We start from the raw sequence: 24820 nt of genomic DNA on the forward strand, positions 1-24820 counted from the left end.
GTGATGTTCTTTGCACAATGAAGGAGTTACATTAACAAATGAGTATTGGCAAGCAATTATTCATAATGATTCTTCCTATGATAGCAAATTCTTTTATGCTGTGAAATCAACTGGAATCTTTTGCAGGCCATCATGCAAATCAAGAATACCGAATAGAAACAATGTACAAATTTTTCATAATACAGAACAAGCATTAAGTGAAAACTTTCGCCCGTGCAAACGTTGTAAGCCAAACGGGATCACTTTACCTAATGAAGAGTGGGTAGAACAAATTAAAGACTATATCGAAAAGCATTATGACGAATCCTTAACTCTCGACATGCTTGCGGAAATGTGTCACGGTAGCCTTTTTCATTTACAGCGTACTTTCAAAAGAATAATAGGGCTAACTCCTATAGAATATATACAACAATTCAGGGTTCTTAAAGCAACCGAATACCTTTTACACACAAATCAATCTATTAAAGAAATTAGTACTGCTGTCGGGATAGAAAACCCAGAGTATTTCGCAACTTTATTTAAAAAGAAAACCGGATTTACTCCTACTGAATATCGAAAAAAGAACGAAATGAAAGAGGGATACGATAATGAATTCCTACAAAAATAATTATATATATTGGACGCTACTTACACATAAAAATTGGCGATTTCATATTGCTGCAACTGAAAATGGACTATGTTTCATTGGATCACAAGAAGAAAACTTTGAAGAATTAAATATATGGGCTAGAAAAAAACTGCCCCAACATATATTGATCCATAGTCCAGATTACTTGCAAATATATACGAAAGAAATTATCAAGTATTTAGAAAACAAGCGAGAAACTTTTACATTCCCTATCGATGCTTATGGAACTAATTTTCAATTATCTGTTTGGAATACGGTACGTGAAATTCCTTATGGAAAGACATATTCTTATACAGAAATCGCTGAAAGAATTCAAAAACCTAAAGCTGTGCGCGCCGTTGCTTCTGCTATTGCTGCTAACCCTCTTCTTATTACCATTCCTTGTCACCGCGTTATTGGGAAGAATGGGAAACTAACCGGATTTAGGGGTGGATTAGAAATGAAGAAAAAATTGCTTACATTAGAAAAGCTGCAGGTGGAATTCATATGACAGCAGAATATAATAGCGCATTATCTGTAGCAGTTCCGAAAGAATTTTGTTTTCAAGAAAATTTACGCTATCTATCACGTTCTAACAATGAATGTATGTTCCATATTGAAGACAATAAAATTTATAAAGTTATCCCTGTTCAAGATGTAAATCCTTTAGTTGAAATTAGTTTGAATACTGATGGCAATATTCAAATACGTTTTTTAGGAAAGTTATATACTCATGAAAGATGGGTAAGCGATGCTGTAGCTAACTATATAAAAGAATGGTTTGATTTAACTACTGATTTAGCCCCTTTTTATACATTAGCGAAACATGATTTACTCCTTCAAGGACCAATTGAACAATATTATGGCCTTCGTAATTTAGGTATTCCAGACTTATTTGAGGCACTTTCCTGGGGAATTATCGGTCAACAAATTAACCTAACATATGCTTATACGCTAAAAAGGAGATTAGTTGAGCAATTTGGAAGTTATGTAGAATGGGACGGTAGAAAACATTGGATATTCCCATCACCTGAAACAATTGCAAATCTACATGTAGAAGATCTCCAACAATTAAAAATGACGACTAGAAAATGTGAATATTTAATCGGTATTGCGAAGCTTATTACAGAGAGAAAACTATCAAAAGAGGATTTACTGCAAACACAAGATGTAAAGGTTGCTGAGAAACAATTAACCGCCATCCATGGTATAGGACCATGGACTGCCAACTATGTTTTAATGCGTTGTTTAAGATTCCCTTCAGCTTTTCCAATTGATGATGTTGGTCTCCATAATGCAATTAAATTTATAATAGGCTCCGAAAATAAACCGACTAAAGATGAAATAAAAGATTTTGCAGCAAACTGGGCTAATTGGGAGTCTTATGCGACTTTTTATTTGTGGCGAGTACTATATTAAAAGAACCAAGTAGCACATTCGTACTACTTGGTTCTTTTTTAAGCTTGCTCCTCAAAACGTCTTGCAATTTCTACAATAACTTGAACAGCTTTTTCCATAGTATCTACCGAAACATACTCAAATTTACCGTGATAGTTTTCACCACCAGTGAAAATATTCGGCGTCGGTAATCCCATATATGATAATTGTGATCCATCTGTTCCTCCGCGAATCGGATGAATATTTGGTTCAATGTCTAAACTTTTCATTGCTTCATATGCAATATCAACAATTTCTCTTACTGGTTCAATTTTTTCAAGCATGTTATAGTATTGATCATTCATTTCTAAAACGACTGCATCTTTCCCATACTTCTCTTGCATTTGTTTCACAATATTTTCAATGGTATTTTTACGTGTTTCAAAATTTTCACGATCAAAATCTCGAATAATATAATATGCTTTACTTTGCTCAACATCACCATTTAAAGAGAGTAAATGGTAAAACCCTTCGTATCCTTCAGTATACTCTGGTGCCTCTTCTACTGGCAAATACCCGTTAAACTCCATAGCCAGTTTAGTTGCATTGCGCATTTTATTTTTCGCTGTTCCAGGATGTGTATTCGTTCCGTTAAACGTTAACTTAGCACCTGCAGCATTAAAACTTTCATACTCTAAACCACCTAATGGACCTCCATCCATCGTATAAGCGAATGATGCACCAAATGCTTCTACATCAAAATGCGCTGGTCCACGGCCAATTTCTTCATCTGGCGTAAACGCAACTCTAATTTTCCCATGCTTAATTTGCGGATTATGTATTAAATAATTCATTGCAACCATAATTTCTGTAAGACCAGCTTTATCATCTGCTCCTAGCAGTGTTGTACCATCAGTTGTAATAATCGTATGCCCTTTATAAGATGGTAATTCTGGGAACTGTTCCGGCGTTAACACAACATTTAGCTCTTCATTTAATGTAATTGCATTACCATCAAAGTTTTCATGAATTTGTGGCTTTACGTTTTTCCCTGTAAAGTCGGTTGCCGTATCTAAATGTGCTAAAAAGCCGATTACTGGAACATCCTTTTCCGTATTAGCAGGAAGTGTTGCCATTACATACCCATTATCATCCATTGTTACTTCTGTTAAGCCAATCTCTTTTAACTCTTCCACTAATAACTTACCAAACTCAATTTGTCCAGGTGTTGTTGGTACTGTATGACTTTCTTCATTTGATTGTGTATCAATCTTTACATATCTCGTAAATCTTTCAATAAGTTCTTGTTTCAAACTCATTCACTCCCTTTTATGTTTCTCTCTATTATAGTCCTTAAAACGAAATACTTTAACTTTTTTGACTGCGAATATATATTTCATTTGTATTTTAGAAATTATAAATACCAGCTAAAAAGTCGTAATATTTGTACATTAAAACTCTTACATGTAATATACATAATTATACAATATGGGAGGTTTTAAAGATGAGGCTAACTCTCTTTCGCTATTTTCTTTTTTTCTTAGGATTAATTTTTTTCGGCCTTGGAAATGCTCTTGCAGTCAAAGTTAAGTTTCTCGGTTTACATCCTTGGGAAGTTTTAAACATGGCTCTCTACCAAAGGTTTGGATGGACCATTGGTACGTGGAGTGTCATATGTGGATTATGTCTCGTTCTCATTTCTTTACTAGTAGATCGAAAATATATAAATGTGGGCACATTTTTAAATGCACTACTTATCGGTCCCATTATGGACTTTTTCTTACAATCAAATATCCTTCCAAACGCTAGTGATTTTTTATGGATAAATTTACTCATTTTATTATCCGGTATTGCCATTACAGGTATTGGGGGAGGGATGTACGTTGCGGCTGGGATTGGTGCTGGACCTCGCGATGGATTCATGCTTACTATTTCCGACAAAACAGGACTGTCTATTAGCCGTGCTAGAATTATAGTAGAATGTGTTGTACTAGTTATTGGATTTATGCTAGGAGGTCCTGTTTTCATCGTAACTTTTCTGTACACCTTTATTCAAAGTCCAATCTTTCAGCAATCATTTAAGATGTTTCAAACACTTTTACATAGCAAAAAGAAAATTAGTGAACATATTTAAAGTACAGTTTAATACAAATAAATTCACCCTATTTACGATTCTCACCGCAAATAGGGTGTTTCTTTTTTCATCTCACAATTTAAGAATATATACTACTCATTTACAATAAAAGTATATATATCGTCATAAATACAGCCATTTACTTTAATGACATACTTCCCTGGTTTACTAAAACGAATTGTGTATTTATTTAGTTGAATTGCTTCTTTATCTCCAGAAAGAACATCAATGCTTCTGCCACTCAATACATAAAATTCACTTTGATTCATCGTTACATCAATTGCATTGAAATTTCCTTCTTTCACCTGCTGGGTTTCCGCAGCGCTTACACTTTGTTCTAAAAACAGTAGTCCACTTAATCCAATCGTCCCCGCTAAAGCAACTCCCGCAAACTTTTTAATCTTTTTCATCACAATGTCCTCCTTATAAATTTTGTGTAAAGATGATGTTCCCCTTTACACCACAAAGCCTATATGTAATGAAATGAAAAGTAAACGGGGACCGTAAGACAAAATTCTACATCTTTTTCTCTGTTTGAATATAAATCCAACGTTTGGAGTTTTGACACATTTAAAATTGTTTCTCTAAACCAATTCCCCCATAATTTATACAAATACTGAATAATTACTTATTGATTTAACATTCTAAAAATAGTTGATAAAGATGCTTTCTATCCAAAAAAAAGATTTTGCTATAAAAGTAACTTTTACAACAAAATCCATGCAACTAATTTTATTCCGCTTTCCATAATCTCTCTACATTCATTAATTGTTCTTCTTTAAACTCCATCTTATATATATCCGGTTTTGACGTATTCATTAAAAATTCAAAACCATATTGTTTATCAAAATAGTTCATCATTAATGTCATGACAAGCCCATGTGTACCAATTACAATTTTGTGTCCTTGAAAATCCATTAAGATTTCTTTTAATACTTTCACTACTCTTCTCTGGCAATCTGCATACGACTCTCCTTCCGTTCTTGCAAAATCCGGATTAGAGAACATCTTCTGTACAAGTGGATACACCTCTTTGTCTGATATAACCTGATCCTCACTTAAAAACATACACTCTTTAAGATTTTCATATACTACTATTTCTTTTTCATGGAAATTAGCTGACTCCTCTATCGTTAACATAGCCCTATTATAGGGACTGGAAATAAAAGTATCAATTCTCTCCGCTTTTAATATATCAGTTACTCTACGGGCATCCATATGTCCCTTCTCAGTTAACCCGCGCATTCTTTCATTTCCTTCTAGTTTTGGCGATTCACCATGTCTAACCATATAAATATATGTGCTCATAATTTCTCCTTAAAATTGTTTATTAGTTAATAAATCACGTTCATTTATCCCATTTCAACACTTAAGCGTAATACTAAAATACTTTATAAAACGTGCTGATTTGTTCGTCTAATCCATTCTCCCACTAAACTTTCAAATAATTCAGGCTGTTCAATTTGCAAATTATGCCCTGCCATATCTAACACTGCTAATGTTGCCCTTGGATATTCTTCAATAATTTCTATAATATTTTGATAACCTACTGATATATCTTGTCTTCCAGTCAGTAAAAGAACGGGCTTTTCATATTTTTCACGCTGAAAATCCATAGTAAGAGAGTAATTCTTTTGCAACCTTTCAATAAATTCATAATTAGCAACACCTAACCCAGGCTTAATTTCTTCTTTAAATCGCTTATATGTATATTCATTTGCTATTACAGCTAACTCACAAAATTCCTCTCTTTCTGTGGAAGTGAGCGTATTTAAAAATTCCTCATCTTGTACAATTACCTGTTTATATGGAAGAATCCTTTTTTCTGGCTCCGCTACAACAACAGGACATACTAATAGTAATCCGCTAACTCTCTCAAACATCTTTGCAAGTATACCTTTGGCTAAATAGCCTCCATATGATTCTCCTACCAATAAAAATTTTTCAGTAGAAATGATTTCCTCAATAAATGTGATAAGCACTTCTACTATACGATCTGAACTATTTATCCAATTTGGAGCATTCGATTTTCCCATTCCAGGTAAATCAATATATATTCGCTTATAACCTTCATATTTCTGAAATACTGATTCCATACATTTCATCATTAACCTATGGTCAGGGGCGCAGCCATGTATGATAATGACCGGTTTACCCTCTCCCACAATTTCATAGTATATTTCTGCATCTTTAATTCGATATATCATAAAAAAGCCTCCCTATTTAGTGGCAATACTATTCCACTCTGTAAGAATACACGTTCTTATTTTATATCTTTTCTCAACATTTTCACAAATATTAATTTTCAGATTAAAAATAAAAATCTCACCAAAAAAAGATACTCATCATTTTATATGCAATTTTGCATCTCCACTTACAAATCACTAAAAAAACTTTACAATTCAAAGGATGACTAAATATACAATTTCTATTTAAAGTCTTGATACAGTCTATACTATCAACCGCAATATTTTTTCAACCTTAAGAATACTTACACTCTTTAACACTTTCCTTATAAACATGATTTTTATAAGGAAATCTGATACAATTCTTAAATAATATTATTATGTATAGATATAACGAACATAGTGCATAATTAAAGAAGGTGATTTCATTGAAATTAAATAAAAATTTACAATTATGTATATTAATCGGAACATTAATATGCTATTCAATCTATTTTATGTTTTTCTATCTATTCCCTACTCATTTTTCAAATTCAGATGTACGCTTCGCTTCACTTGTCGTTGAAGCCATTACATTTGTATCACTGATTTACTCTATATATTCTAAAAAAGTCAGTTCAAATCCGTTTTGGATATGTATTACAATAGCAATTGGTAGTTTTTTATTAGGGAAAATAGTATATACATATCAAGATAGCTTCTTCGAAATTCCAATACATCGTTTTACGGTTTCTGATGTATTTTACATGTTTTTTCTATTTTTCTGTCTTATCGCTTTCTGCTATAAAATCTTAAAGGAATGCAATAAATGGGAAAAAGCGTTCTTTATTTGTGATATATGCATAGTGCTTACTTCCATATTTACATTAGAATGGTATTTATTTAATCAACCAAATTTAAATATATTCGCTCTTTCACTAGGAGATGTTTTCCTTTCATTTTTATATCCAATTGCAGATTTATTATTTCTACTGCTAGGTGTTAGTCTCTTTTTCCGTCCAACAATTTTTAATTCCAAACGGAAAATTTATATCTTTATTTTTGTATTAATAAGTTCTGCAACTTTTAACTATATTTATTTTTACTTAAATAACCACTTATCAACTGAAACGATAATATTATTACGTCTTTTATATAGAATACCTATATTACTTATTGCAATAGCTGGCTCTATTTCAGAAGATCATAATAGCCATAGAAATTATTTCCTTGTAAACCCTATAATAGGAAAAAAAGCTTTAGTTATATTTCCCTATCTTGCTGTTGCAATACTAATCGGGTTTACATTAAAAGAACAAACATCATCTTCAACTCTCATTACAGGAAATTGTATTACTTTTATTTTCGTACTCATTCGTCATTCTATCGTACGTATGCAAAACAATTCCTTAACAAAACGTTTGCAGGCATTTAATGCCCAACTAGAAGAAAAAGTTACTGTACGGACGTCTGATTTAGTTCATAAATCAGAGGCTCTTTCTCAAAAACAGCAAAAGTTTAAATCATTATATGAATATCATCCTGACCCTATCTTCACCATTGATTTAAATGGAATATTCTTAAATGTAAATAAGGCTGGGAGTGTACTACTTGGGGCACCAACGGATGAGTTACTAGGTGAAACTTGTTTTTCGATCATTTTAGATGAAGATAAGCATAAGCTAGCATTGGCATTAGAAAAAGTGAAACAACAAGAATCGGCATTCTTACAACTTAGTTCTCAATATAAAGATGGCTTTACTTATTTTTTATACGTTACAATCATTCCTATTATAATAGACGGACAAATTTCAGGAAGCTATATTATGGTGAAAGATATTACTGCACTAAAAAAACAGCAAGAAGAAATAAAATATTTAGCATTCCATGACACTGTAACGAAAATTGGTAACCGTGCCTTTTTCCATAAGAAATTAAAGAGAGTTATAAAAAATGCTAAAATAACAGAAAGCGAGTTTGCATTATTATATTTAGATTTAGATCGCTTTAAAGCAATTAACGATACACTTGGACATTCATCAGGAGATTACATATTAGAAGAAGTAGCAAAGCGATTCCAATCATGTCTTCCATCACATACTCATCTTTCAAGAATCGGTGGCGATGAATTTACAATCATAATTGAAAACTATACTGACGAAGATTACTTATTCCAATTATGTAACCAATTATTTAAATGCATGAAAAAGTCATTTATCATACATGAGCATAAATTAACTTTATCACTGAGTATCGGCATCGCTATTTATCCACATTCCGGAATCGATACCGCTACACTTCTGAAAAACGCTAATGTTGCAATGTATGATGCAAAAGCAAAAGAACTTAACTCTGTATCTATTTATGACGATGTAATCGCTAAAAAAATTGAAAGACGATTGCGATTAGAAAAAGATTTACCAAACGCACTACAAAATGAAGAATTGTTCCTTTTGTATCAACCTCAAGTTGATAGTGAATCTAATAAAATTATCGGTGCAGAAGCTTTAATTAGGTGGAATCATCCTGAATTAGGTATTATTTCTCCATACGAGTTTATTCCGATTGCAGAAGAAACACTACAAATTATTTCAATAGGTAAATGGACATTAGAGCAGGCTTGTAAACAAATGAAACGTTGGCACGCACTCGGATATTCACATTTAAAAATAGGTGTAAATTTATCTGCTAAGGAATTTGAACAAGAGGATTTTGTAAAATCTATTTCTTCTACTTTAACAAATACAGGTTTACCAGCAAGCTCTCTTGATCTTGAATTAACAGAGCGAATTGCAATGATGGATGAGCGAGAAACATTGATAAAACTGCGTACACTAAAAAGTTTAGGGATTCACATTTCTATCGACGATTTTGGTACAGGTTATTCTTCGCTAGCCTACTTACCTTTGTATCCAATTGATACTTTAAAAATCCCGAGAGAATTTATTACAATGTCTGAAACATGTGATGATGGAATGGAAATTATTAAAACGATCATCACATTAGCAAATACATTAGGAATGTCTGTCATTGCTGAAGGTGTAGAAACGAAAGAGCACGTAAATTTCCTTCAAAAAAATAAATGTCAGTTTATTCAAGGTTATTATTACAGTAAACCTATTCATATTCATGCATTTACTGAGCTATTAGAAAACGGCATTCACCCATAGTATATAACTAATTAGAACAAATATAGCAAAAAGGAAAGAAGATACCTTCTTTCCTTTTGTTTTTCTATTTACATTTCTATTACTTCACCACTTCATTTATTATATCTATTATTTGATGAATTCCCTCATCATTTGTTTTCTTATATCCATTCATGTTTTGAATATATTTCTCCTTATTTGTATACAACTTATTTACTGCATGTATAAATGTATTCGTACTTACTCTGTCTTGGAGTATAACTTCCGCATATCCTTGCCGTGAAAAATATTCAGCATTTAAAACTTGATCTCCCCTACTGGAACTGTTAGTTAACGGGATAAGCAACATCGGTTTCTTCAAAAATAACAATTCAGAAATAGCAGTAGAACCCGCTCTAGAAACTACAACACTTGCCATATTTAGTATATGCGGCAACTCGTCGCCTATATATTCAAATTGCATATATCCCTCCATGCCAATAGATGGGTCTACCTTCCCTTTACCACATATATGAATAATATTAAAGTTTAATAGTATTGTATCTAAACATTCCCTTACCATATCATTTATCCACTTAGCACCTTGACTCCCACCCATAATTAATAATACTGGTTTATCTTGCTGAAATTCACAATATCTTCTTCCTCGTAATACGTTACCCTTCTCAATTTCTTCCCTTACAATTGGTCCTACATAAACCTTCTTCTCATTACTTACATTTTCTCCTGTCTGAGGAAATGTTGTGCATAGCTTTGTAGCAAAAGGTAATGCTATTTTATTGGCAAGCCCTAATGTGCTATCTGGTTCACGTATAATTATAGGCACACGATTTAACCATGCTCCTATAGCTACAGGAACTGAAACAAATCCTCCTGCTGAAAAGATAACGTCAGGCTTTGTTTTCTTAATTAAATTATAACTTTGTAAACAACCGCGTATAATTTTAAAAGGATCTTTAAAATTCTCCCAATCCCAATATCTCCTAAGCTTGCCCGTTGAAACACTATTGTATTTAACATTTTGCACTAATGATTTTTCAATTCCATTTTTGGATCCAATATACTCGACTCTCCATCCTTGCTCTATAAATTTAGGAATTAATACAATATTAATCATAACGTGTCCGGCTGTACCGCCCCCAGTAAAAAGAATCGTTTTGCTCATAACTTATACCCACCTTTATTATTAAAAATCTAGCTTTATATTTACCTTTTAAATGTAAATAAAATTATTATTTTTTATATAAATCTTTAACTCCACCTCTATATCTTGTAAAAGATCTTTAATGAGTTCATAAAAATCATTTCCATACTCACTACACTCGTATTGAGCAAAGATTTGAATCACATATCTAGTTTCCGTCTCTAATGCTGACTTTATTTGATTAACCCTTTTTTCTTCTACATACGCTTGATATTTATGTATTGCCTCATAAAGACGCAATACATGCGCTTCTTCATCTCTCCAATCCAACGTATCAACAATTGAAAGAAATAGCGTATTTTGATTATCTATTATTTCATAATCATTCATATATTTCTTACACCCTTTTTTGTTTTTCATTGCATGCAGATGTCACTACACTTCGCATACTCAAGTACATCTTTTAATGATTGATGAAATTCAATTTCTGGGATCCAACCTAACCTTTTTATTTCCTCTATTGCTAAACTCTCATTTGAGTCGCTCCCACTTTTCTCTGTTTCCTCTATAAAAAAATTTAGCTGTGTTAATTCTTTATATTGTTCTAGTACATTTAATAAAGATCGTTTTACTCCTGATCCGATATTATATTGTTTTCCATTTATTCCATCTCGTAATAACACATGATACGCTTTAATCGCATCACGTACATCTAGAAAATCTCTACTATCTTTCAAACTGTTTACTTCAATAATGGCTTTACTTCTACCTGATTCTATATCTATCATTTTCTTTGCGAGAATCGAACAAATGCCATTCGATTCCCCTGGACCAATTAAGTTTGAGGGCTTTGCAATGATAATATTTGAATCCATTAATCCTCCCCAAGCCTCTGCAATAATGACTTGCATCGTTTTACTTAAACTATATGGATTTGAAATTTTTATTTCGTTCATACTATCTGCTTGCAAAGCAGATCCTATAACTAATGTTCTACAATGCGAGGCTTCTTGCTTAATTGCTTCTAATAAATATAACGTTCCTATTACATTAATCTCTATATACTCAAGAGCAGCTGTCCAAGATTCTATAACCGAATTCCTTCCTGCTAAATGCAATACGTAGTCTGGCTTTATTTGTTTCATTACCTTCATTACTTCGCTCTTATTAGTTAAATTACACGTAATACCATTTCTAATTTTTTCTCTATGTGCACGATTTTGAAACATAGGAATTACATGAAAGCCCTGCTCTAAAAAATATTGGCAAGCATGGCGTCCTGTGAAACCATTTGCACCAGTTATTAAAAGGCTCGCATTTTTTTTCATCGCAAAAACCCTCCTTTTAATAGCATTTGTTTCACCTCATGTTTTGCAAGCAAGTCTTGTTGAGAACTAAAACTCTTCACATCCACTAGCGGATAGCTAGAATAATATTCTTGAAGTCCTTCGATAGGAATCGTCGGTAGTACCACAAAATAATTTTGATCAAAACTTATACTTGTTTTACTCTCTACCTCAGATAGAAGCATTTCACTTAATTTTTCACCCGGTCTTATCCCTACCTCTTTCACCTTAATATTTTCTTTTTTCGAACCTTCAATTAATATTTCTGCTAAATCTGTTATTTTACATGCCGGCATTTTCATAACAAAGATTTCCCCGCCTCTACCTTGAGATACGGCTTTAAATAACAATCCAACAGCATCTTCAACTGTTAAGAAAAATCTAGTCATATTCGCATCGGTAATCCCTACTTGTGAAGATCTTTTAATTTGTTGTTTAAAAAGCGGTACTACACTTCCACTCGTTCCTAAAACATTTCCACCACGAACACAAATGAATTTTGTTTTCTTCGTTTGTATATTCGCATGAACCATTAATTTTTCACCAATTGCTTTTGTCATCCCATACGTATTTGATGGATCAGCTGCTTTATCCGTTGAAACATATATAACTTTTTCAACTTGCATCTGTGTAGAGGCTTCAATTACATTTTGCGTACCATGTATGTTAGTTTTTATAGCTTCATAAGGATAATACTCACATACTGGAACGTGTTTTAAAGCTGCAAGATGGAATACATAATGTACACCTTGGCATGCATAGACTAGTTGATCTTTATCACGAATATCTCCAATAATAAATTTTAGCCTATCATCATTTATAAACTGTTGCTGCATTTCAAACTGAACCGTTTCATTTCTTGAAAAAACTCTAATTTCTTTCGGTGATTTTTCTAATAGTTGTTTTATAAGTTCATGCCCCCATGAACCTGTACCACCAGTAATTAAAATTATTTTATTTAACATTCCTTTTCCTCCTACGAAACATCTCAATTCAAATAATATTTATTGAATTATTTTCAATTGATTCAAATCATAATCGTCGTTTGTTACATTTAATTGACAAAATAAAAAAACAGAAACTATTAAACTTAGTTTCTGTTTTTCATTTCACCTCACAACAGTAAGATTTTCCATACTGTTTGCATGATAAATAAATTCCTTGTAAAAAAACACCGCTCATTTATTTCTTATACTCGTAATAAAATAAATAGAATGATTCATAGCCAATAATCATGTTTAAATTTATGAAAAAGGGAGGTAACGGAATGGACCGAAACAATTCATATCATACATATAACGGACCTTCCAAAGCACTGCCTCTCTCCCTATTCGATGTAAAAAATGAATTGAAACAAAAAAGCAAACTTATTCCTTCTGATACCATGTATAAATTAACGAAAGAAGAGCAACTCATCATCAACAAAATAAAAATACAAACAGAACAACTAAATAAAAATAATGTTACAAGAACACGCGCATACTACCAATTTTACATTCAATATCCAGAAATACATTGGGCACTGCTTGGGCATATGGTATCACGTAACGGCGGTTGGAATATGACTGATTTAAAGGGCGATTTATATACGAGAATTTTATCAGAGAAAGATCAATTCATATTTTTTTCTTTTTTAGAAAGAGGGAATTGGCTTATTTTCCAAGATGTATACCCTCAATTTTTACTTTACGAACAAAGTGTAAAGAGATCACAAAAGTTATTTCACCTTCTCCCTCACCTAAATGTTTCTACATTTATGGAAACGATGTGGAACGATTTTTGGAAAACAGGCAACAAAAAAACATTAGCGATTGCAACTATTGTTAATGAACAAAACTACTTAGAAAAAAGAGTGATTCAAAATGTACAATTTAAAAAGACTGTACTAAATAGTATTGGATTTAAACTCTTTGATTTCTTTCAGTTTAATCATATCCTTTTCCCATTCTACGAAAATGATAAAAAACAAAAAGTATTACTATTTGGTGATACAATGAAACATTTCACTTCCTTACATGAACGAATATTAATTGGAAAAAGATTGTATTCATTATTATTTCGAGATACACATGTTTTATCTCAAATAATAAGCTGGGCCCAACATCATCCGCATACAGGCTCAAGGAAAGATTACTGGCCCCATTTATTTTCAAGTGTAAATGAATCTTTTTCCCGTGAGTTTTATAAGCGCCGAATAAAGAAATGCCAGTTGCGAAGTGGCGCTTATCGTATATACAGTCCTTCACTCATCTATGCATGGCGAGATATGAAGCATGAAGAAGTTGACAGTGAAGATTGGTTTACCGATTGGCAAGTTGTAAATTACTTAGTTGATAAGGAGGAAAATATAAATGGACAAATTACAGAAGACTACTGCAAAACACTCGAAAAAATTGAACTCGCAATTCTCGCAAAGAAAAATGTCCTCCTCCGAGAAGAAGAATGAGTTTCTAGCATTAGTAGTTACAATCTTTCTCTCTTCTATTATTGGAACTTGTTTAGATGCTTTTTTTGTTCATAAACAAATATATTCCTTTCCAGCTAGACCCTTCTCATCCACATTTTCAGTTAATATAGCTTTTACATTGTTCGTACTGCCGATTTTAACAGTTATCTTTATACACATTTCAAAAAAATTATCTAAAGTTTCTAGAATTCTATTTATTATTTCGATCGGTATTTGCGCTAGCCTTTTTGAACAGATTGCTGAAAGTTTAGGTTTATTTGTACATAGTACGAATTGGAACCATACATATTCTTTATTTGGTTATATGATTTTTTATTCTTTTATTTGGAACGTATATAATTGGATAAAAAAATAAAGAGACCATTATAGGTCCCTTCTTAAGCATACTCTTCCATTATTGCTAATGGTGCCAATGTTTGAAGGCTTTTAGAGCGTAAACGATAGGCAACGACTTTCTTCTTATATTGCTTAATGACATCAACATGTTCCTCATAGCTATATAGAGAAAACCTAATCTCTTTATTCCCTTTCTTCGTATCAATGACTATTGGTGTCCCTTCTCCCTGCGGCGGGAAATAATGTTTATCTAAAAACAAAGCCTCATTAAATTCATGAATAACTTGTAGTTTCATTTCTCCCTCTATATTTTTTCCATCTATCGATATAGAAGTATTTTCCGCCTCAAGCTTTTGATGCAATTCAAATTTACTAATAATTGATTCTACAACAGAAGTGGGCATGCTAGAAACTAATACTTTAATAGCTCCAAAAACAAATAATGTAACTATAAACCATGTTGTCATTGTTATCATCTCCATTACATTTAAAAAATAAATTTCGTTCCATACGGTATTAGTATACTAATGAGTATTCCAGTTACAATCATCGTTACCGAACCGATAGTCGCTTCTTTCTCGCCTTCCTTCACTAAACGGCTCACACCGATAATATGTGATGCACAGCCCATTCCAACTCCTTTTCCAATCGTACTTGTTATACTGAAAAGCTTAAGTACTGTTGGTCCGATAATAGCACCTGTTATTCCTGCAACAACTACAAAACTAGAAGTCATAGATGGAATACCACCAATTTGATCCGCTAATGATAGGGCAATAGGCATCGTTGCTAACTGTGGTAAAGTAGTTAATATAAGTTCCTTATCTATATTTAAAATTCCGCCAATCACTACATTCATACTCGTTACAGCCACTATACCTATTACTACTCCAATAAGTATCGATAAAAAATTTTTCATAAGTATCTTTCGCTCTTTAAATAGAGGTATGGCTAATGCTACAATTGCAGGGCTCAATAAGCTTGAAAGAATGTCTCCTCCATTTTCCCTATACTCATGATGAGAAATACCAAAAATCAAAAATAAACAAATCATAATTGCCGTAACTGTTAACACCGGTAACGTAAATGCAAACGTAAATTTTTTATATAGCTTTGTCGCCAAGAAATAAATTGCTACAGTAATAATAATTAAGACCATTTGAATCGTGCACCTTGTCGATTTTATTTTTTTGTTGTTATTAATAATTGACTTATATACCCTGAAACAATCAAAGTTACTACAGTACTTGCAACTACTAAAAGGAATATAATACTCCCCTTACTTAAAAGAAAAGACCCGTATTCCATCAGCCCTGTTGTCGAAGGGATTAAAAATAACGGTAAAAATACGATTAACTTTTCCGCACCTAACTCAAACCATTTTAACGGTAAAATGCGAGTGGAAAGGAGCAGGAACAGCATTAACATCCCTATTAAACTTCCCGGTATTGATAGATGGAATATTTCCTGAATCCACGTACCCACTAAGCTAAATATATATAGCACGCCTACTTGAAGTAAAAGCATCACGTACTTCATTTCTTTCCCTCATTTCACTATCACACATCCATATTATGAAATTTCATTTAGCGTGTCGGCAAACCGTTTAATTCCAAGTTGAATTTGTTCTATATTCGCTCTACCAAACGTAAATCGTATATATTCATTTTTCGAACCTAAAACACTGCCCGGAACAAATGCGACACCATTCCGTATAGATTCACCTAATAAGTGATATTCATCAAACTTTCCTTTCACTTTACACCATACATGTATTCCACCCTCTGGCACGAAACATTCAACTCGGTCTCCCAATGTTCCTTCAAGCTCTGCAATTAATTCATCTCTTCTTTGCTTCAATTGTCCACGAAGTATCGTAATATGTGTATGAAAATCCTTTGATTCTAAAAATTGATTTGCTACCCACTGCGTAAATACACTATGGCCAAAATCAACTTGTTGCTTTGCATCTGCTAAACGCTCAATTACACGTGTAGGACCAATTATCCATCCAATACGTAATCCTGATGCAACAATTTTTGATAATGAACTTATATAAAGAACATTTCCATTTTGGTCCATTGATTTTAATGTTGGGTTCACTTCTCCATTAAAAGAAATTAAACTATACGGATCATCTTCTACAATTGGTATACCGAACTCAGAAGACAGTTCTAAAATCTTTTTACGTCTCGCTAATGAAAGCACAGTACCCGTTGGATTCTGATAATCTGGATTCAAAAATACCATACGAATGCGATGCTTTTTGTGCAAATCGATTAAGTCATCTGGATTCATTCCATGCTCATCAACAGGTAAATGAAATATGTTTAAACCGGCCGATTTAAACATTGGAAGCGAAAAACAATATGAAGGATCTTCAATCGCAATCGCATCGCCAGGTTTTAATAAACATTGAACGATAAGATTAAGCGCCTGTTGTGCTCCAGACGTAATAAGAATAGAGCTTGAATCTGCTTCAATTTGTTTATATTGCTGAACATGTGCTGCAATTGTTTTTCTCAACATCTCATTTCCAAGTGGATGGTCATAGCCGAGATTTCCCATAAATGTTTTCTCCGCCAAAATTGTTCGAAATCTATCACTCGGAATTAATTCTGGTGACAGTTCACCACTCGCTAAATTAATTAAATCATCTTTTTGTGTTTCCGTTCGAATTTGTTGAACGAGTGGTACGTTAGGTAAGAACGATCCATCCTCCACGTACCTACCCCAGTTCGGTATTCGTTTATGTGAGACACCCCATATGTCTGTATTAACCCGTGTTCCGCTTCCCTTTTGCCGTTCTACTACTCCAAGTGATTTTAATTCTTCATACGCAGCTACTATTGTACTCCGGTTCACCTGTAATTCCTTTGCCAATATACGCTCAGAAGGTAACTTACTATCAGAAGGAAATTCACCTGAAGAAATGCCTCTTTCAATATAATCAGCAATTTGTTTATATACAGGTGTCTTATCTGCACGATTTGGTTTCCATTCCATCTAGTTCCCTCCTTTCAAAACGAACTATCCTCATTTTTTACTAACAGTATTCACCGTAAAAATAGTATTAATTAGTCACATTTTCTTATCCGTAAATGGATATATCCAAAATGGTTCTCTTTCTGATTACTCAATAGCTTCTGAAATTCCAACTTCATACTCTCATTTCATTTCTTTTACAAACTATTAAATCATTACCGCATACCATGTTACCCCGGCCAGTAGAACAAAAAGAAGAAGAATATAGATTGCAGATAAGTTTTTCACATTTCTTTTTGTAGACTTACCGTAATTCTCCTCCACGTTTCTTGCAACTAGTACAGTCCCAAATAGCGATACAATTACAATAATAACGACTAGTGAAATTGCAAAACTCATTGTATTTTCACCTCTCTAAGACCCATCTATTTTAATTAAAGAACTTACATAAAAACCTTCCTCTTTAAAACGTTGATAACATACTACCTTTCTTTTCTTATCATAATAGATGTTTGCAAAAAGCGGACCAACCACTTTCGTGTTTTTTTGCTCATCCACTTAAAAAAATAAAAAGCAACTGATCACTTAGGACCAGTTGCTTTTTTCACACAATAATTTTTCATTTAAAATTAATTCGATTTAAAAGTTTCGCCTTTTCATAATGAAACATCGACTGAGATAACTCAAAAATTGTTCCATTTACAAGATACACTGTATTTTCAATAAGAAGCGCCGGATCACCTTCATTTAATTCTAAAAGCTGTGCATTTTCTTTATTTACTTTTTCACAACTAATAACTTTATCAGCAAAACCAATATTTAATCGTAAATCTTCAATGAAATAACTGTATACAGAGCTTAATGCTATTTCTTCGTTCAAATATGGAATAATATCCTTTTTGAAATAACTTACTTCAATAGAGAATGGTTTAGCATCTACAATTCTTAAGCGCTTCAAAAAATACAACCTAGTTCCAGCTTCGCATTGCATCCGCTTTGCTATCTCTTCGTCCGCATCTATTACTTCAAGCTCTAACACTTTCGTTTCAATATTTTGTGAAACAAGATTTTTCGTTAATCCACGTAAACTTCCTAAATTAATGTAATCTGTTACAGAAGTTTCGCGTAAAAACATGCCACTACCTTGCACTTGAAAAATATAACCTCTATTCACAAGCTGACTAATTACTTTACGTATCGTATTACGGCTTACTTCAAATCGATTCATCAACGCTTCTTCTGTAGGTAGTTTTTTCGTTTCATTAAAAAGCCCATCTCGAATGTTTTGCTCTAACACATCTGCAATTTGTTTATACTTTGCACTCATACACTTTCTCCTAAAATACTCTTTTATCTGTTATAACTCTTCCCCTCTCGTTTCGATCACACGTTTATACCAATGAAACGAAAGTTTCTTCTTACGTTTTAAGTTATCATTATGATCGACAAAAATAAAGCCATATTGCTTTTTATATCCATTTAACCAACTTAAAAGATCAATCACTGACCATGCATAATAACCTTTTAAGTTAATTCCCTCTTCAATTGCACGCTTCATTACTTTTAAATGCGCTTCAATAAATTTAATTCTCGGAACATCTACAATTTCTCCGTCAATGATTGGATCTTCATCACCAAGTCCATTTTCCGTTACATACATCTTTATGTCACCGTAACGCGCTTTCAACATATGCAATCCCTCTAAGAAACCTTCGGGAGATATTTCCCATCCCCATTTTGTATATGTTTTATCATCCATTTTAACTGTTCGATAAAAACCATCAAAAGAAGGGTTACCTGGAGCAAGCGTTGAGTTTTCTCGAGAATGTTCCTCACTCTTTATATCCATATCGTATCTTTCTACTCGTATTGGTTGATAATAATTCAAGCCAATAAAATCATTTTCTTCTGCATTTTGTTTAATGATTTCTAATTCTTCAACCGTCCAATTAGGAGTCCATCCTTTTTCCTTTAATTGTTGTACAACATAAGACGGATACTCGCCTTTTAAAATTGGATCATAATACCAATACGTTTCATATTCATTCGCATGATTTGCTGCTTGTACATTTTCTTTTTGATCATCCACACTATAAGCTGGTAAGAAAACATGTGTAATCCCAATCTCACCATATTGTTTCAGCTGCTTGTACACCGCAACTGTTTTCGCGTGTGCATAAAATACATAATGAGTCGCTTGAAAATACTTTGGAACATCATTTTGTATTCCTGGTGGATGTGCACCTTTTAAATAACCTAATCCACAAAACATTACGGTCTCATTAAAAGTAATCCAATGCTTAACTCTGTCACCAAATGCCTTAAAGCAAGTTTCTGCATATTTTACGAAAGCCTCTGCTGTTCTTTTATTCGTCCATCCACCATCTTTTTCTAACGGTAATGGTAAATCCCAATGATATAAAGTGACAAACGGCACAATCCCGTATTTTAAACATTCATCAATTAAGTTGTTATAAAATTCAATCCCTTTTTCATTTACCTTTCCATCTCCAGTCGGCAATATTCTCGCCCAAGAAATAGAAAAACGATACGATTCTAATCCCATCTCAGCCATTAAGCGAACATCTTCCTTATATCGATGATAATGATCAACAGCTACATCACCATTTGTTCCATTGTATGTTTTGCCAGGAATTTTTGAAAACTCGTCCCAATTCGTAACACCTTTTCCATCTTCATTCCATGCACCTTCTACTTGATAAGAAGCTGAAGCAGCTCCGAATAAAAAATCATGTGGAAACTTCATAGTATATACCTCCATTTCATTACAACAAATCAAATTCAATCATACATATAAAATTTATAGGTACAAATTTTATATGTATGATTATATCTTATGTTTTTATTTTTTTCTATTATAAAAGTACAATTTATATTGTTGGTTATTGGAAAAGAAAAAGAAGCGATATATTTTATCGCTTCTTACTCTCATCATCTTTATTCTTTTATTAATGACTTATTCGCTCTTATAACTTCTTGATACAATAATGGTGACCACTTTTCATTTATGTAGTCTTGAATTACCCAGCCCACTCTCAAAGGATTCTTTTGTTTTATATAGTTTGCAATTTCAGGATTTATATAAGAGGCATAGTAATATGGACTATTCCATGCTGTACCACCAGAAGACAAGCTTGTAAAATTAATATATAGATGATTTAAATCCTCGCTATTGTTCATCGTTTCATCCATCGTATCTTTAATAGATTTTACTTTCTCATCATAGCTCACTTTATATTTATCTTGTACTGTTACATTTACATTTTGGTTTACAGTTGTGGTAAACGTCTCATTATCTGGCCAATAAAAATTATTATATCCTCTAGATTCATTACTACCACTATATCTTTTTAGTAGTACAATTTTCCCACGAGCATCTCCAAGCTTTATATTTCCTTCTGTTTTTAAAAAGATAGGATCAACAAAATATTTTTTTTCAAACGTGCTACTAAATGAATCTTCTGCCCCTTTCATATCCTCATACTCTTTTTTTAAAGACATAATAATTGTTTCACTCGGGTTATCTTTTAAAAATTGTTTCGCTTCATTTATGAATTCATGCAGTGTTACGTAAAGATATAATGGCCCATGATGAAGAACTATCGTATTATCATCTGTTAAACGTCCTCTTATATCAAAAATGCGAGCTCCATGGTCCATTTGATAGCGAAAATCATATTCTTGCGTCATTCCCCACACTTGCTTAATCGGATTTTGCAACTTGAACGTCCCACTATCGTGTGTTCCTGGTATTGAAATTCGTGCTAACGGGATATTATCAGGTATAGGTTGCATCCATTTTGACCAATTTTCAAGCTCATTAACAGAGCTAGCTGCAACTACTCTCTTATCATGTAAAGCAAATACAAATGTGATAAATATTGTACTACATATGAATAATTTCAAAATTAACTTCTTATTGCTCATTATTATCCCTCTCTTTTTCTGTTTTTACATCAAACTTATTGAATATAATATAAGCTAGTTCATAAAAAATAAATAATATTTCATCAATATGAAATATTGCATAGAAGTAAAGTTAAAAAATCATTCACATATACTAAATTAGAAAAATTTAAAGGAACTTCATCTGAAGTTCCTTTTGCCTATTTTATGTTCAATACATATGAACCATCTTTATTCTCATATTTATAGACGTATAAATAATATTTTCCTGGCTTTGCATTATAAGTTCCTTTAACTACATTTCCTTCATTTTCACCATATGCTACATAGTTATTTAAATCCGATTCATGATGAAGTACCCATGTCATTCCGATATTTTGTTTATTTAGTAGAGAAATATTAATATTTTCCGGCGAGTCAATTTGGAAAGTAAATACATCTACTCTATCACTAGTATGTAGCGTTCCTTTCACCGGTGTATGAAAGTTAACTTTATTTGCCTGTCTAGGCTCATTGTTTGGTTCATTTTCTGTTACTTGTAACTCATTTCCACCATTTGGTTTTCTTTGTTCATAACCTAAGTTTACTAGTATAGACTTCAAATCTGGTAAAACACCAATTTTATCTGCATATGGATCTTTAGATTTTGTTCCTGTGCTCTGGTTGCTTAATATTGCTCTTAGTTCACTTGGTCTATATGGTTGTCCTAAATTTTCTTTAGCAATGCTTTGTACTAAAGTCGCTGCCCCAGCAATAATTGGCGAAGCACTAGATGTTCCGCTAAAGCTTGAAGTATAAAGATTTACAGCACTTCTACTTTGCTCGGCTGTAGTTGTATCTACATTTTCTCCCCATCCGTACACATCAATACGGCTTCCATAATTCGAAAACCACATACGTTCATGAGGGAAAGATGAAGAGCCAGCTCCTACCATAATTGCACCCGAATCTTTAAAATCTTTACTATTACGATTTAAGACTTGCTTACCCTTTCTATCTTTGAACTGATCTAAATCATTCCACCCATTTGCTCCAGCCTCTATAATTACAATTCCCTTATCTGTACCAGCACGAATTGCATCAAAAATATCTGGTTGTACTTCAACAGGTAAATATTTATCACCATATCCATCAAAGGATGCTTGCGCCTCTAATAATAAAACATCCCCAGCTTCTAACTGATTTACAGCGCTTAATATTGCATCAGCCGTATTATACTGTCCGTTATCTCTTATTTGAGAGATAACCTTTGCTTTCGCTTTTGGCGCAATCCCAATATTCCCGACTTCATTGTCCTCAGAGGATACAATTCCTAGTACAGACGTCCCATGACCGACATGCTGATTTATATTTCTTCCAGACATTAATTCAATATTTTGATGTAATAAATCCTCATGATTTAATAGCCATCCGTATTCCATATCAACAAAAGTAATACCATTTCCATTACCGCCTTGAATTCCCCAGGCGAAAGGCGCATTAATACCGTATGGGGCTGCTTCAAGATAACCTTGTTTTTTAAATCTAGGATTGTTATTAGGATTAAGAGCTACACTTGATGATTGCACTTCAGGTGGCATTATTTTCTCTTGTTTCTTCATATACGCATCTTCTATTAAAGAAGATGCCTTTAACTTATCTACTATTTCTTCTTCATACCCACTATTTTGATTTTGAAGAATATAGTAGTTTAATAAACTTGTAGATACATGATTAGGTGCTTTCACTTCAAGGTTTTGTATTTGTTCCGGGCTTACAGATGTGAATAAACGAGTAAATGTTACATCTGGATATTCTGTCAAAAGATCTTTTATTACTTTATCATTCGTTTGAGATTGTATTTGTTTTTCAATACCATCTTCATATGGCAAATCCAAATCCGCTTTAAATTTTACAATGATTTGCTTATCTGTTTCTTGTTCTATCCCTAATTTACTCTGCTGTTCTATAGAATCAGCATATACACTATTGATAGTGCCTCCTGTTCCTAAAAGTGTTGTAATGATTACAGTTGACGCACACATTTTTTGAAATATTTTCATTACATCAATCCTCCTATTAATAATTATTAATCACTATATTGACCTATAATGATTTATTCTATAACGTATTCCCTTTCTACTAAATAGATTATAGTAATCAGAAATATGAACTTCAATGTATTTTCATATGCAATATTTCATATTCTGACTCTACACTAAACGAATATGAAACTTATAGTGATTATTTATTTTATATGTGCTAATATACTTACATTAATATATTACGCATATACACATTTCAAACTACATTACTTAATCGTTTCACCTTAATTTTTTCTTAGGAGGATTTACAATGAAATTACTAAAAATAAAACATATAATTCCTTTATCTGCGGCCGCAATTACATTCGTATGTAGTCAAAGTACAGCTGAAGCTTCTACCATTCATACAGTAAAAAAGAACGATACACTTTGGGGCATTAGTAAACAATACGGAGTTTCAATACAATCCATTAAACAGGCTAATAATAAAGGAAACGATAAAACCTTTATTGGCGAACAGTTACATATTCCAGGGTCCGTGAAATCAAATGAAATCACTGTTCCTCAAAACGCCAAGCCTGCGAACATTTCTGAACAAATTATTTATCAAGTACAACCGGGAGATTCATTAGAAACGATAGCAAAGCGTTACAATGTCACTGTCCAATCTATAAAACAAATTAACAATACAGTCGGAAACAAGCTTTATACAGGACAACATTTAAAAATCAACTCAAGTATTTCACAAAAAGAAAAAGACTTAATGGCACGCTTAGTTACCGCTGAAGCAGGTGGCGAATCCTATAAAGGAAAAGTAGCAGTAGCCAAAGTTATACTAAATCGTGTAAATGCAAAAGGTTTTCCAAATACAATAACAGGCGTTATTTATGAACCTATTAAATACGGATATGCATTTACTCCTGTTACAGATGGAAGAATTAATCAACCTGCAAGTGCAGAAGCAAAAATGGCTGTAGAAGAGGCTATCTCCACAAATGGAGTAGATTCAGACTGGATTTATTTCTACAATCCAAAAACATCAACGGACAAGTGGATTACGACACGTCAAACAGTAGCAGTAATTGGTAACCATGTGTTTGCTAAATAAGATTTAAAATCATTAACAGACCTCTTCACTTAAAAGGTCTGTTTTTTCTAT

25 protein-coding genes are annotated in these 24820 nt (G+C 32.8%); 8 read left to right on the top strand and 17 right to left on the bottom strand.

What is annotated here, in order from left to right; all coding sequences use genetic code 11:
• The first annotated feature begins 10 nt into the window (after positions 1-10).
• Genes ACTJJY_RS08710 through ACTJJY_RS08720 form a run of 3 tightly spaced genes read left to right on the top strand, consistent with a single transcriptional unit; the run spans position 11 to position 2026 of the window.
• The gene (locus tag ACTJJY_RS08710) at positions 11-607 is read left to right on the top strand and encodes a bifunctional transcriptional activator/DNA repair enzyme AdaA (RefSeq protein ID WP_440605368.1); all 597 of its coding nucleotides are present in this window, start codon (positions 11-13) and stop codon (positions 605-607) included.
• On the top strand, positions 588-1118 hold the full coding sequence (locus ACTJJY_RS08715) for a methylated-DNA--[protein]-cysteine S-methyltransferase (protein ID WP_440605369.1): 531 nt from the start codon (positions 588-590) through the stop codon (positions 1116-1118). The genes ACTJJY_RS08710 and ACTJJY_RS08715 overlap by 20 nt, the downstream gene beginning before the upstream one ends.
• Positions 1115-2026, top strand: a complete 912-nt coding sequence (locus ACTJJY_RS08720; RefSeq protein WP_440605370.1) for a DNA-3-methyladenine glycosylase 2 — start codon at positions 1115-1117, stop codon at positions 2024-2026. The genes ACTJJY_RS08715 and ACTJJY_RS08720 overlap by 4 nt, the downstream gene beginning before the upstream one ends.
• 38 nt (positions 2027-2064) lie before the next feature.
• Here the strand turns inward: ACTJJY_RS08720 and pepT are convergent, their stop codons facing one another.
• Positions 2065-3297 carry a peptidase T gene (gene pepT / locus ACTJJY_RS08725; RefSeq protein ID WP_440605371.1) on the bottom strand — a complete coding sequence of 411 codons (1233 nt, stop codon included), beginning with the start codon at positions 3295-3297 and terminating at the stop codon, positions 2065-2067.
• A gap of 191 nt (positions 3298-3488) precedes the next feature.
• Here pepT and ACTJJY_RS08730 point away from each other — a divergent pair, with 191 nt between their 5' ends.
• Positions 3489-4118 carry a YczE/YyaS/YitT family protein gene (locus ACTJJY_RS08730; protein WP_440605372.1) on the top strand — a complete coding sequence of 210 codons (630 nt, stop codon included), beginning with the start codon at positions 3489-3491 and terminating at the stop codon, positions 4116-4118.
• A gap of 92 nt (positions 4119-4210) precedes the next feature.
• On the opposite strand, the gene ACTJJY_RS08735 is transcribed toward ACTJJY_RS08730, so the two are convergent.
• From ACTJJY_RS08735 to ACTJJY_RS08745, 3 genes are all read right to left on the bottom strand, one after another.
• On the bottom strand, positions 4211-4528 hold the full coding sequence (locus ACTJJY_RS08735; protein ID WP_440605373.1) for a hypothetical protein: 318 nt from the start codon (positions 4526-4528) through the stop codon (positions 4211-4213).
• Between the two features lie 322 nt (positions 4529-4850).
• The gene (locus ACTJJY_RS08740) at positions 4851-5426 is read right to left on the bottom strand and encodes a histidine phosphatase family protein (RefSeq protein WP_440605374.1); all 576 of its coding nucleotides are present in this window, start codon (positions 5424-5426) and stop codon (positions 4851-4853) included.
• A gap of 83 nt (positions 5427-5509) precedes the next feature.
• Positions 5510-6325 (bottom strand): alpha/beta fold hydrolase, encoded by an 816-nt coding sequence (locus ACTJJY_RS08745; protein WP_440605375.1) that lies wholly within the window; start codon positions 6323-6325, stop codon positions 5510-5512.
• Positions 6326-6732: 407 nt separating this feature from the next.
• On the opposite strand from ACTJJY_RS08745, the gene ACTJJY_RS08750 reads away from it, so the two are divergent.
• Entirely contained in the window at positions 6733-9453 is a 2721-nt protein-coding gene (locus ACTJJY_RS08750; protein ID WP_440605376.1) for a putative bifunctional diguanylate cyclase/phosphodiesterase, read from the top strand.
• A gap of 79 nt (positions 9454-9532) precedes the next feature.
• Here the strand turns inward: ACTJJY_RS08750 and ACTJJY_RS08755 are convergent, their stop codons facing one another.
• The 4 genes from ACTJJY_RS08755 to ACTJJY_RS08770 are packed head-to-tail and all read right to left on the bottom strand — an operon-like array spanning position 9533 to position 12887.
• On the bottom strand, positions 9533-10597 hold the full coding sequence (locus tag ACTJJY_RS08755) for an undecaprenyldiphospho-muramoylpentapeptide beta-N-acetylglucosaminyltransferase (RefSeq protein ID WP_440605377.1): 1065 nt from the start codon (positions 10595-10597) through the stop codon (positions 9533-9535).
• Between the two features lie 48 nt (positions 10598-10645).
• Entirely contained in the window at positions 10646-10996 is a 351-nt protein-coding gene (locus ACTJJY_RS08760) for a DUF6572 domain-containing protein (RefSeq protein ID WP_003315123.1), read from the bottom strand.
• Positions 10993-11904: an NAD-dependent epimerase/dehydratase family protein gene (locus ACTJJY_RS08765; RefSeq protein WP_440605378.1), complete on the bottom strand. Its 912-nt coding sequence runs from the start codon at positions 11902-11904 to the stop codon at positions 10993-10995. The genes ACTJJY_RS08760 and ACTJJY_RS08765 overlap by 4 nt, the downstream gene beginning before the upstream one ends.
• A complete protein-coding gene (locus ACTJJY_RS08770; RefSeq protein WP_440605379.1) occupies positions 11901-12887 on the bottom strand; it encodes a UDP-N-acetylglucosamine 4,6-dehydratase family protein in 987 nt (328 codons plus the stop codon). The genes ACTJJY_RS08765 and ACTJJY_RS08770 overlap by 4 nt, the downstream gene beginning before the upstream one ends.
• Positions 12888-13189: 302 nt before the next feature.
• Between ACTJJY_RS08770 and ACTJJY_RS08775 the strand changes: the two genes are divergently transcribed.
• Together ACTJJY_RS08775 and ACTJJY_RS08780 are read left to right on the top strand one after the other, a co-directional pair.
• Positions 13190-14368 (top strand): DUF2515 domain-containing protein, encoded by a 1179-nt coding sequence (locus tag ACTJJY_RS08775; RefSeq protein WP_000375774.1) that lies wholly within the window; start codon positions 13190-13192, stop codon positions 14366-14368.
• Positions 14343-14744, top strand: a complete 402-nt coding sequence (locus tag ACTJJY_RS08780) for a CBO0543 family protein (protein ID WP_440605380.1) — start codon at positions 14343-14345, stop codon at positions 14742-14744. The genes ACTJJY_RS08775 and ACTJJY_RS08780 overlap by 26 nt, the downstream gene beginning before the upstream one ends.
• Positions 14745-14766: 22 nt before the next feature.
• Here the strand turns inward: ACTJJY_RS08780 and ACTJJY_RS08785 are convergent, their stop codons facing one another.
• The 9 genes from ACTJJY_RS08785 to ACTJJY_RS08825 form a co-directional block, all read right to left on the bottom strand.
• Complete coding sequence (locus ACTJJY_RS08785) at positions 14767-15192, bottom strand: YfmQ family protein (protein ID WP_440605381.1); 426 nt, start codon at positions 15190-15192, stop codon at positions 14767-14769.
• A gap of 20 nt (positions 15193-15212) precedes the next feature.
• Positions 15213-15884, bottom strand: a complete 672-nt coding sequence (locus tag ACTJJY_RS08790; protein ID WP_326341618.1) for an LrgB family protein — start codon at positions 15882-15884, stop codon at positions 15213-15215.
• Between the two features lie 23 nt (positions 15885-15907).
• Complete coding sequence (locus tag ACTJJY_RS08795) at positions 15908-16264, bottom strand: CidA/LrgA family holin-like protein (protein ID WP_000878380.1); 357 nt, start codon at positions 16262-16264, stop codon at positions 15908-15910.
• 33 nt (positions 16265-16297) lie between these two features.
• On the bottom strand, positions 16298-17731 hold the full coding sequence (pdxR, locus tag ACTJJY_RS08800) for a MocR-like pyridoxine biosynthesis transcription factor PdxR (protein WP_440605382.1): 1434 nt from the start codon (positions 17729-17731) through the stop codon (positions 16298-16300).
• A gap of 186 nt (positions 17732-17917) precedes the next feature.
• Positions 17918-18109, bottom strand: a complete 192-nt coding sequence (locus ACTJJY_RS08805; protein WP_000006458.1) for a hypothetical protein — start codon at positions 18107-18109, stop codon at positions 17918-17920.
• 220 nt (positions 18110-18329) lie between these two features.
• Positions 18330-19037, bottom strand: a complete 708-nt coding sequence (locus tag ACTJJY_RS08810) for a GntR family transcriptional regulator (RefSeq protein ID WP_001274912.1) — start codon at positions 19035-19037, stop codon at positions 18330-18332.
• Between the two features lie 30 nt (positions 19038-19067).
• Positions 19068-20477, bottom strand: coding sequence for a glycoside hydrolase family 1 protein (locus ACTJJY_RS08815; protein WP_440605383.1), 1410 nt, complete (start codon positions 20475-20477; stop codon positions 19068-19070).
• 191 nt (positions 20478-20668) lie between these two features.
• A complete protein-coding gene (gene plcA / locus ACTJJY_RS08820; protein WP_440605384.1) occupies positions 20669-21658 on the bottom strand; it encodes a phosphatidylinositol diacylglycerol-lyase in 990 nt (329 codons plus the stop codon).
• A 179-nt stretch (positions 21659-21837) separates the two neighbouring features.
• Complete coding sequence (locus ACTJJY_RS08825) at positions 21838-23679, bottom strand: S8 family peptidase (protein ID WP_440605385.1); 1842 nt, start codon at positions 23677-23679, stop codon at positions 21838-21840.
• A gap of 292 nt (positions 23680-23971) precedes the next feature.
• Between ACTJJY_RS08825 and ACTJJY_RS08830 the strand changes: the two genes are divergently transcribed.
• Positions 23972-24769, top strand: a complete 798-nt coding sequence (locus ACTJJY_RS08830) for a cell wall hydrolase (RefSeq protein WP_000771003.1) — start codon at positions 23972-23974, stop codon at positions 24767-24769.
• The last annotated feature ends 51 nt before the right edge of the window (positions 24770-24820 follow it).

It is taken from the genome of Bacillus sp. 22475 (assembly GCF_052044835.1).
GTDB classification, from domain to species: domain Bacteria; phylum Bacillota; class Bacilli; order Bacillales; family Bacillaceae_G; genus Bacillus_A; species Bacillus_A cereus.

Coding starts and splice junctions, on each gene's coding strand:
- ACTJJY_RS08740 (WP_440605374.1), bottom strand. CDS start 5,426: ATGAGCACATATATTTATATGGTTAGACATGGTGAATCGCCAAAACTA.
- ACTJJY_RS08755 (WP_440605377.1), bottom strand. CDS start 10,597: ATGAGCAAAACGATTCTTTTTACTGGGGGCGGTACAGCCGGACACGTT.
- ACTJJY_RS08805 (WP_000006458.1), bottom strand. CDS start 18,109: ATGAGTTTTGCAATTTCACTAGTCGTTATTATTGTAATTGTATCGCTA.
- plcA (WP_440605384.1), bottom strand. CDS start 21,658: ATGAGCAATAAGAAGTTAATTTTGAAATTATTCATATGTAGTACAATA.
- ACTJJY_RS08825 (WP_440605385.1), bottom strand. CDS start 23,679: ATGAAAATATTTCAAAAAATGTGTGCGTCAACTGTAATCATTACAACA.
- ACTJJY_RS08815 (WP_440605383.1), bottom strand. CDS start 20,477: ATGAAGTTTCCACATGATTTTTTATTCGGAGCTGCTTCAGCTTCTTAT.
- ACTJJY_RS08780 (WP_440605380.1), top strand. CDS start 14,343: ATGTCCTCCTCCGAGAAGAAGAATGAGTTTCTAGCATTAGTAGTTACA.
- ACTJJY_RS08765 (WP_440605378.1), bottom strand. CDS start 11,904: ATGAAAAAAAATGCGAGCCTTTTAATAACTGGTGCAAATGGTTTCACA.
- ACTJJY_RS08720 (WP_440605370.1), top strand. CDS start 1,115: ATGACAGCAGAATATAATAGCGCATTATCTGTAGCAGTTCCGAAAGAA.
- ACTJJY_RS08730 (WP_440605372.1), top strand. CDS start 3,489: ATGAGGCTAACTCTCTTTCGCTATTTTCTTTTTTTCTTAGGATTAATT.
- ACTJJY_RS08770 (WP_440605379.1), bottom strand. CDS start 12,887: ATGTTAAATAAAATAATTTTAATTACTGGTGGTACAGGTTCATGGGGG.
- ACTJJY_RS08775 (WP_000375774.1), top strand. CDS start 13,190: ATGGACCGAAACAATTCATATCATACATATAACGGACCTTCCAAAGCA.
- ACTJJY_RS08760 (WP_003315123.1), bottom strand. CDS start 10,996: ATGAAAAACAAAAAAGGGTGTAAGAAATATATGAATGATTATGAAATA.
- ACTJJY_RS08810 (WP_001274912.1), bottom strand. CDS start 19,037: ATGAGTGCAAAGTATAAACAAATTGCAGATGTGTTAGAGCAAAACATT.
- ACTJJY_RS08715 (WP_440605369.1), top strand. CDS start 588: ATGAATTCCTACAAAAATAATTATATATATTGGACGCTACTTACACAT.
- ACTJJY_RS08830 (WP_000771003.1), top strand. CDS start 23,972: ATGAAATTACTAAAAATAAAACATATAATTCCTTTATCTGCGGCCGCA.
- ACTJJY_RS08795 (WP_000878380.1), bottom strand. CDS start 16,264: ATGAAGTACGTGATGCTTTTACTTCAAGTAGGCGTGCTATATATATTT.
- ACTJJY_RS08785 (WP_440605381.1), bottom strand. CDS start 15,192: ATGACAACATGGTTTATAGTTACATTATTTGTTTTTGGAGCTATTAAA.
- ACTJJY_RS08790 (WP_326341618.1), bottom strand. CDS start 15,884: ATGGTCTTAATTATTATTACTGTAGCAATTTATTTCTTGGCGACAAAG.
- ACTJJY_RS08745 (WP_440605375.1), bottom strand. CDS start 6,325: ATGATATATCGAATTAAAGATGCAGAAATATACTATGAAATTGTGGGA.
- pdxR (WP_440605382.1), bottom strand. CDS start 17,731: ATGGAATGGAAACCAAATCGTGCAGATAAGACACCTGTATATAAACAA.
- ACTJJY_RS08735 (WP_440605373.1), bottom strand. CDS start 4,528: ATGAAAAAGATTAAAAAGTTTGCGGGAGTTGCTTTAGCGGGGACGATT.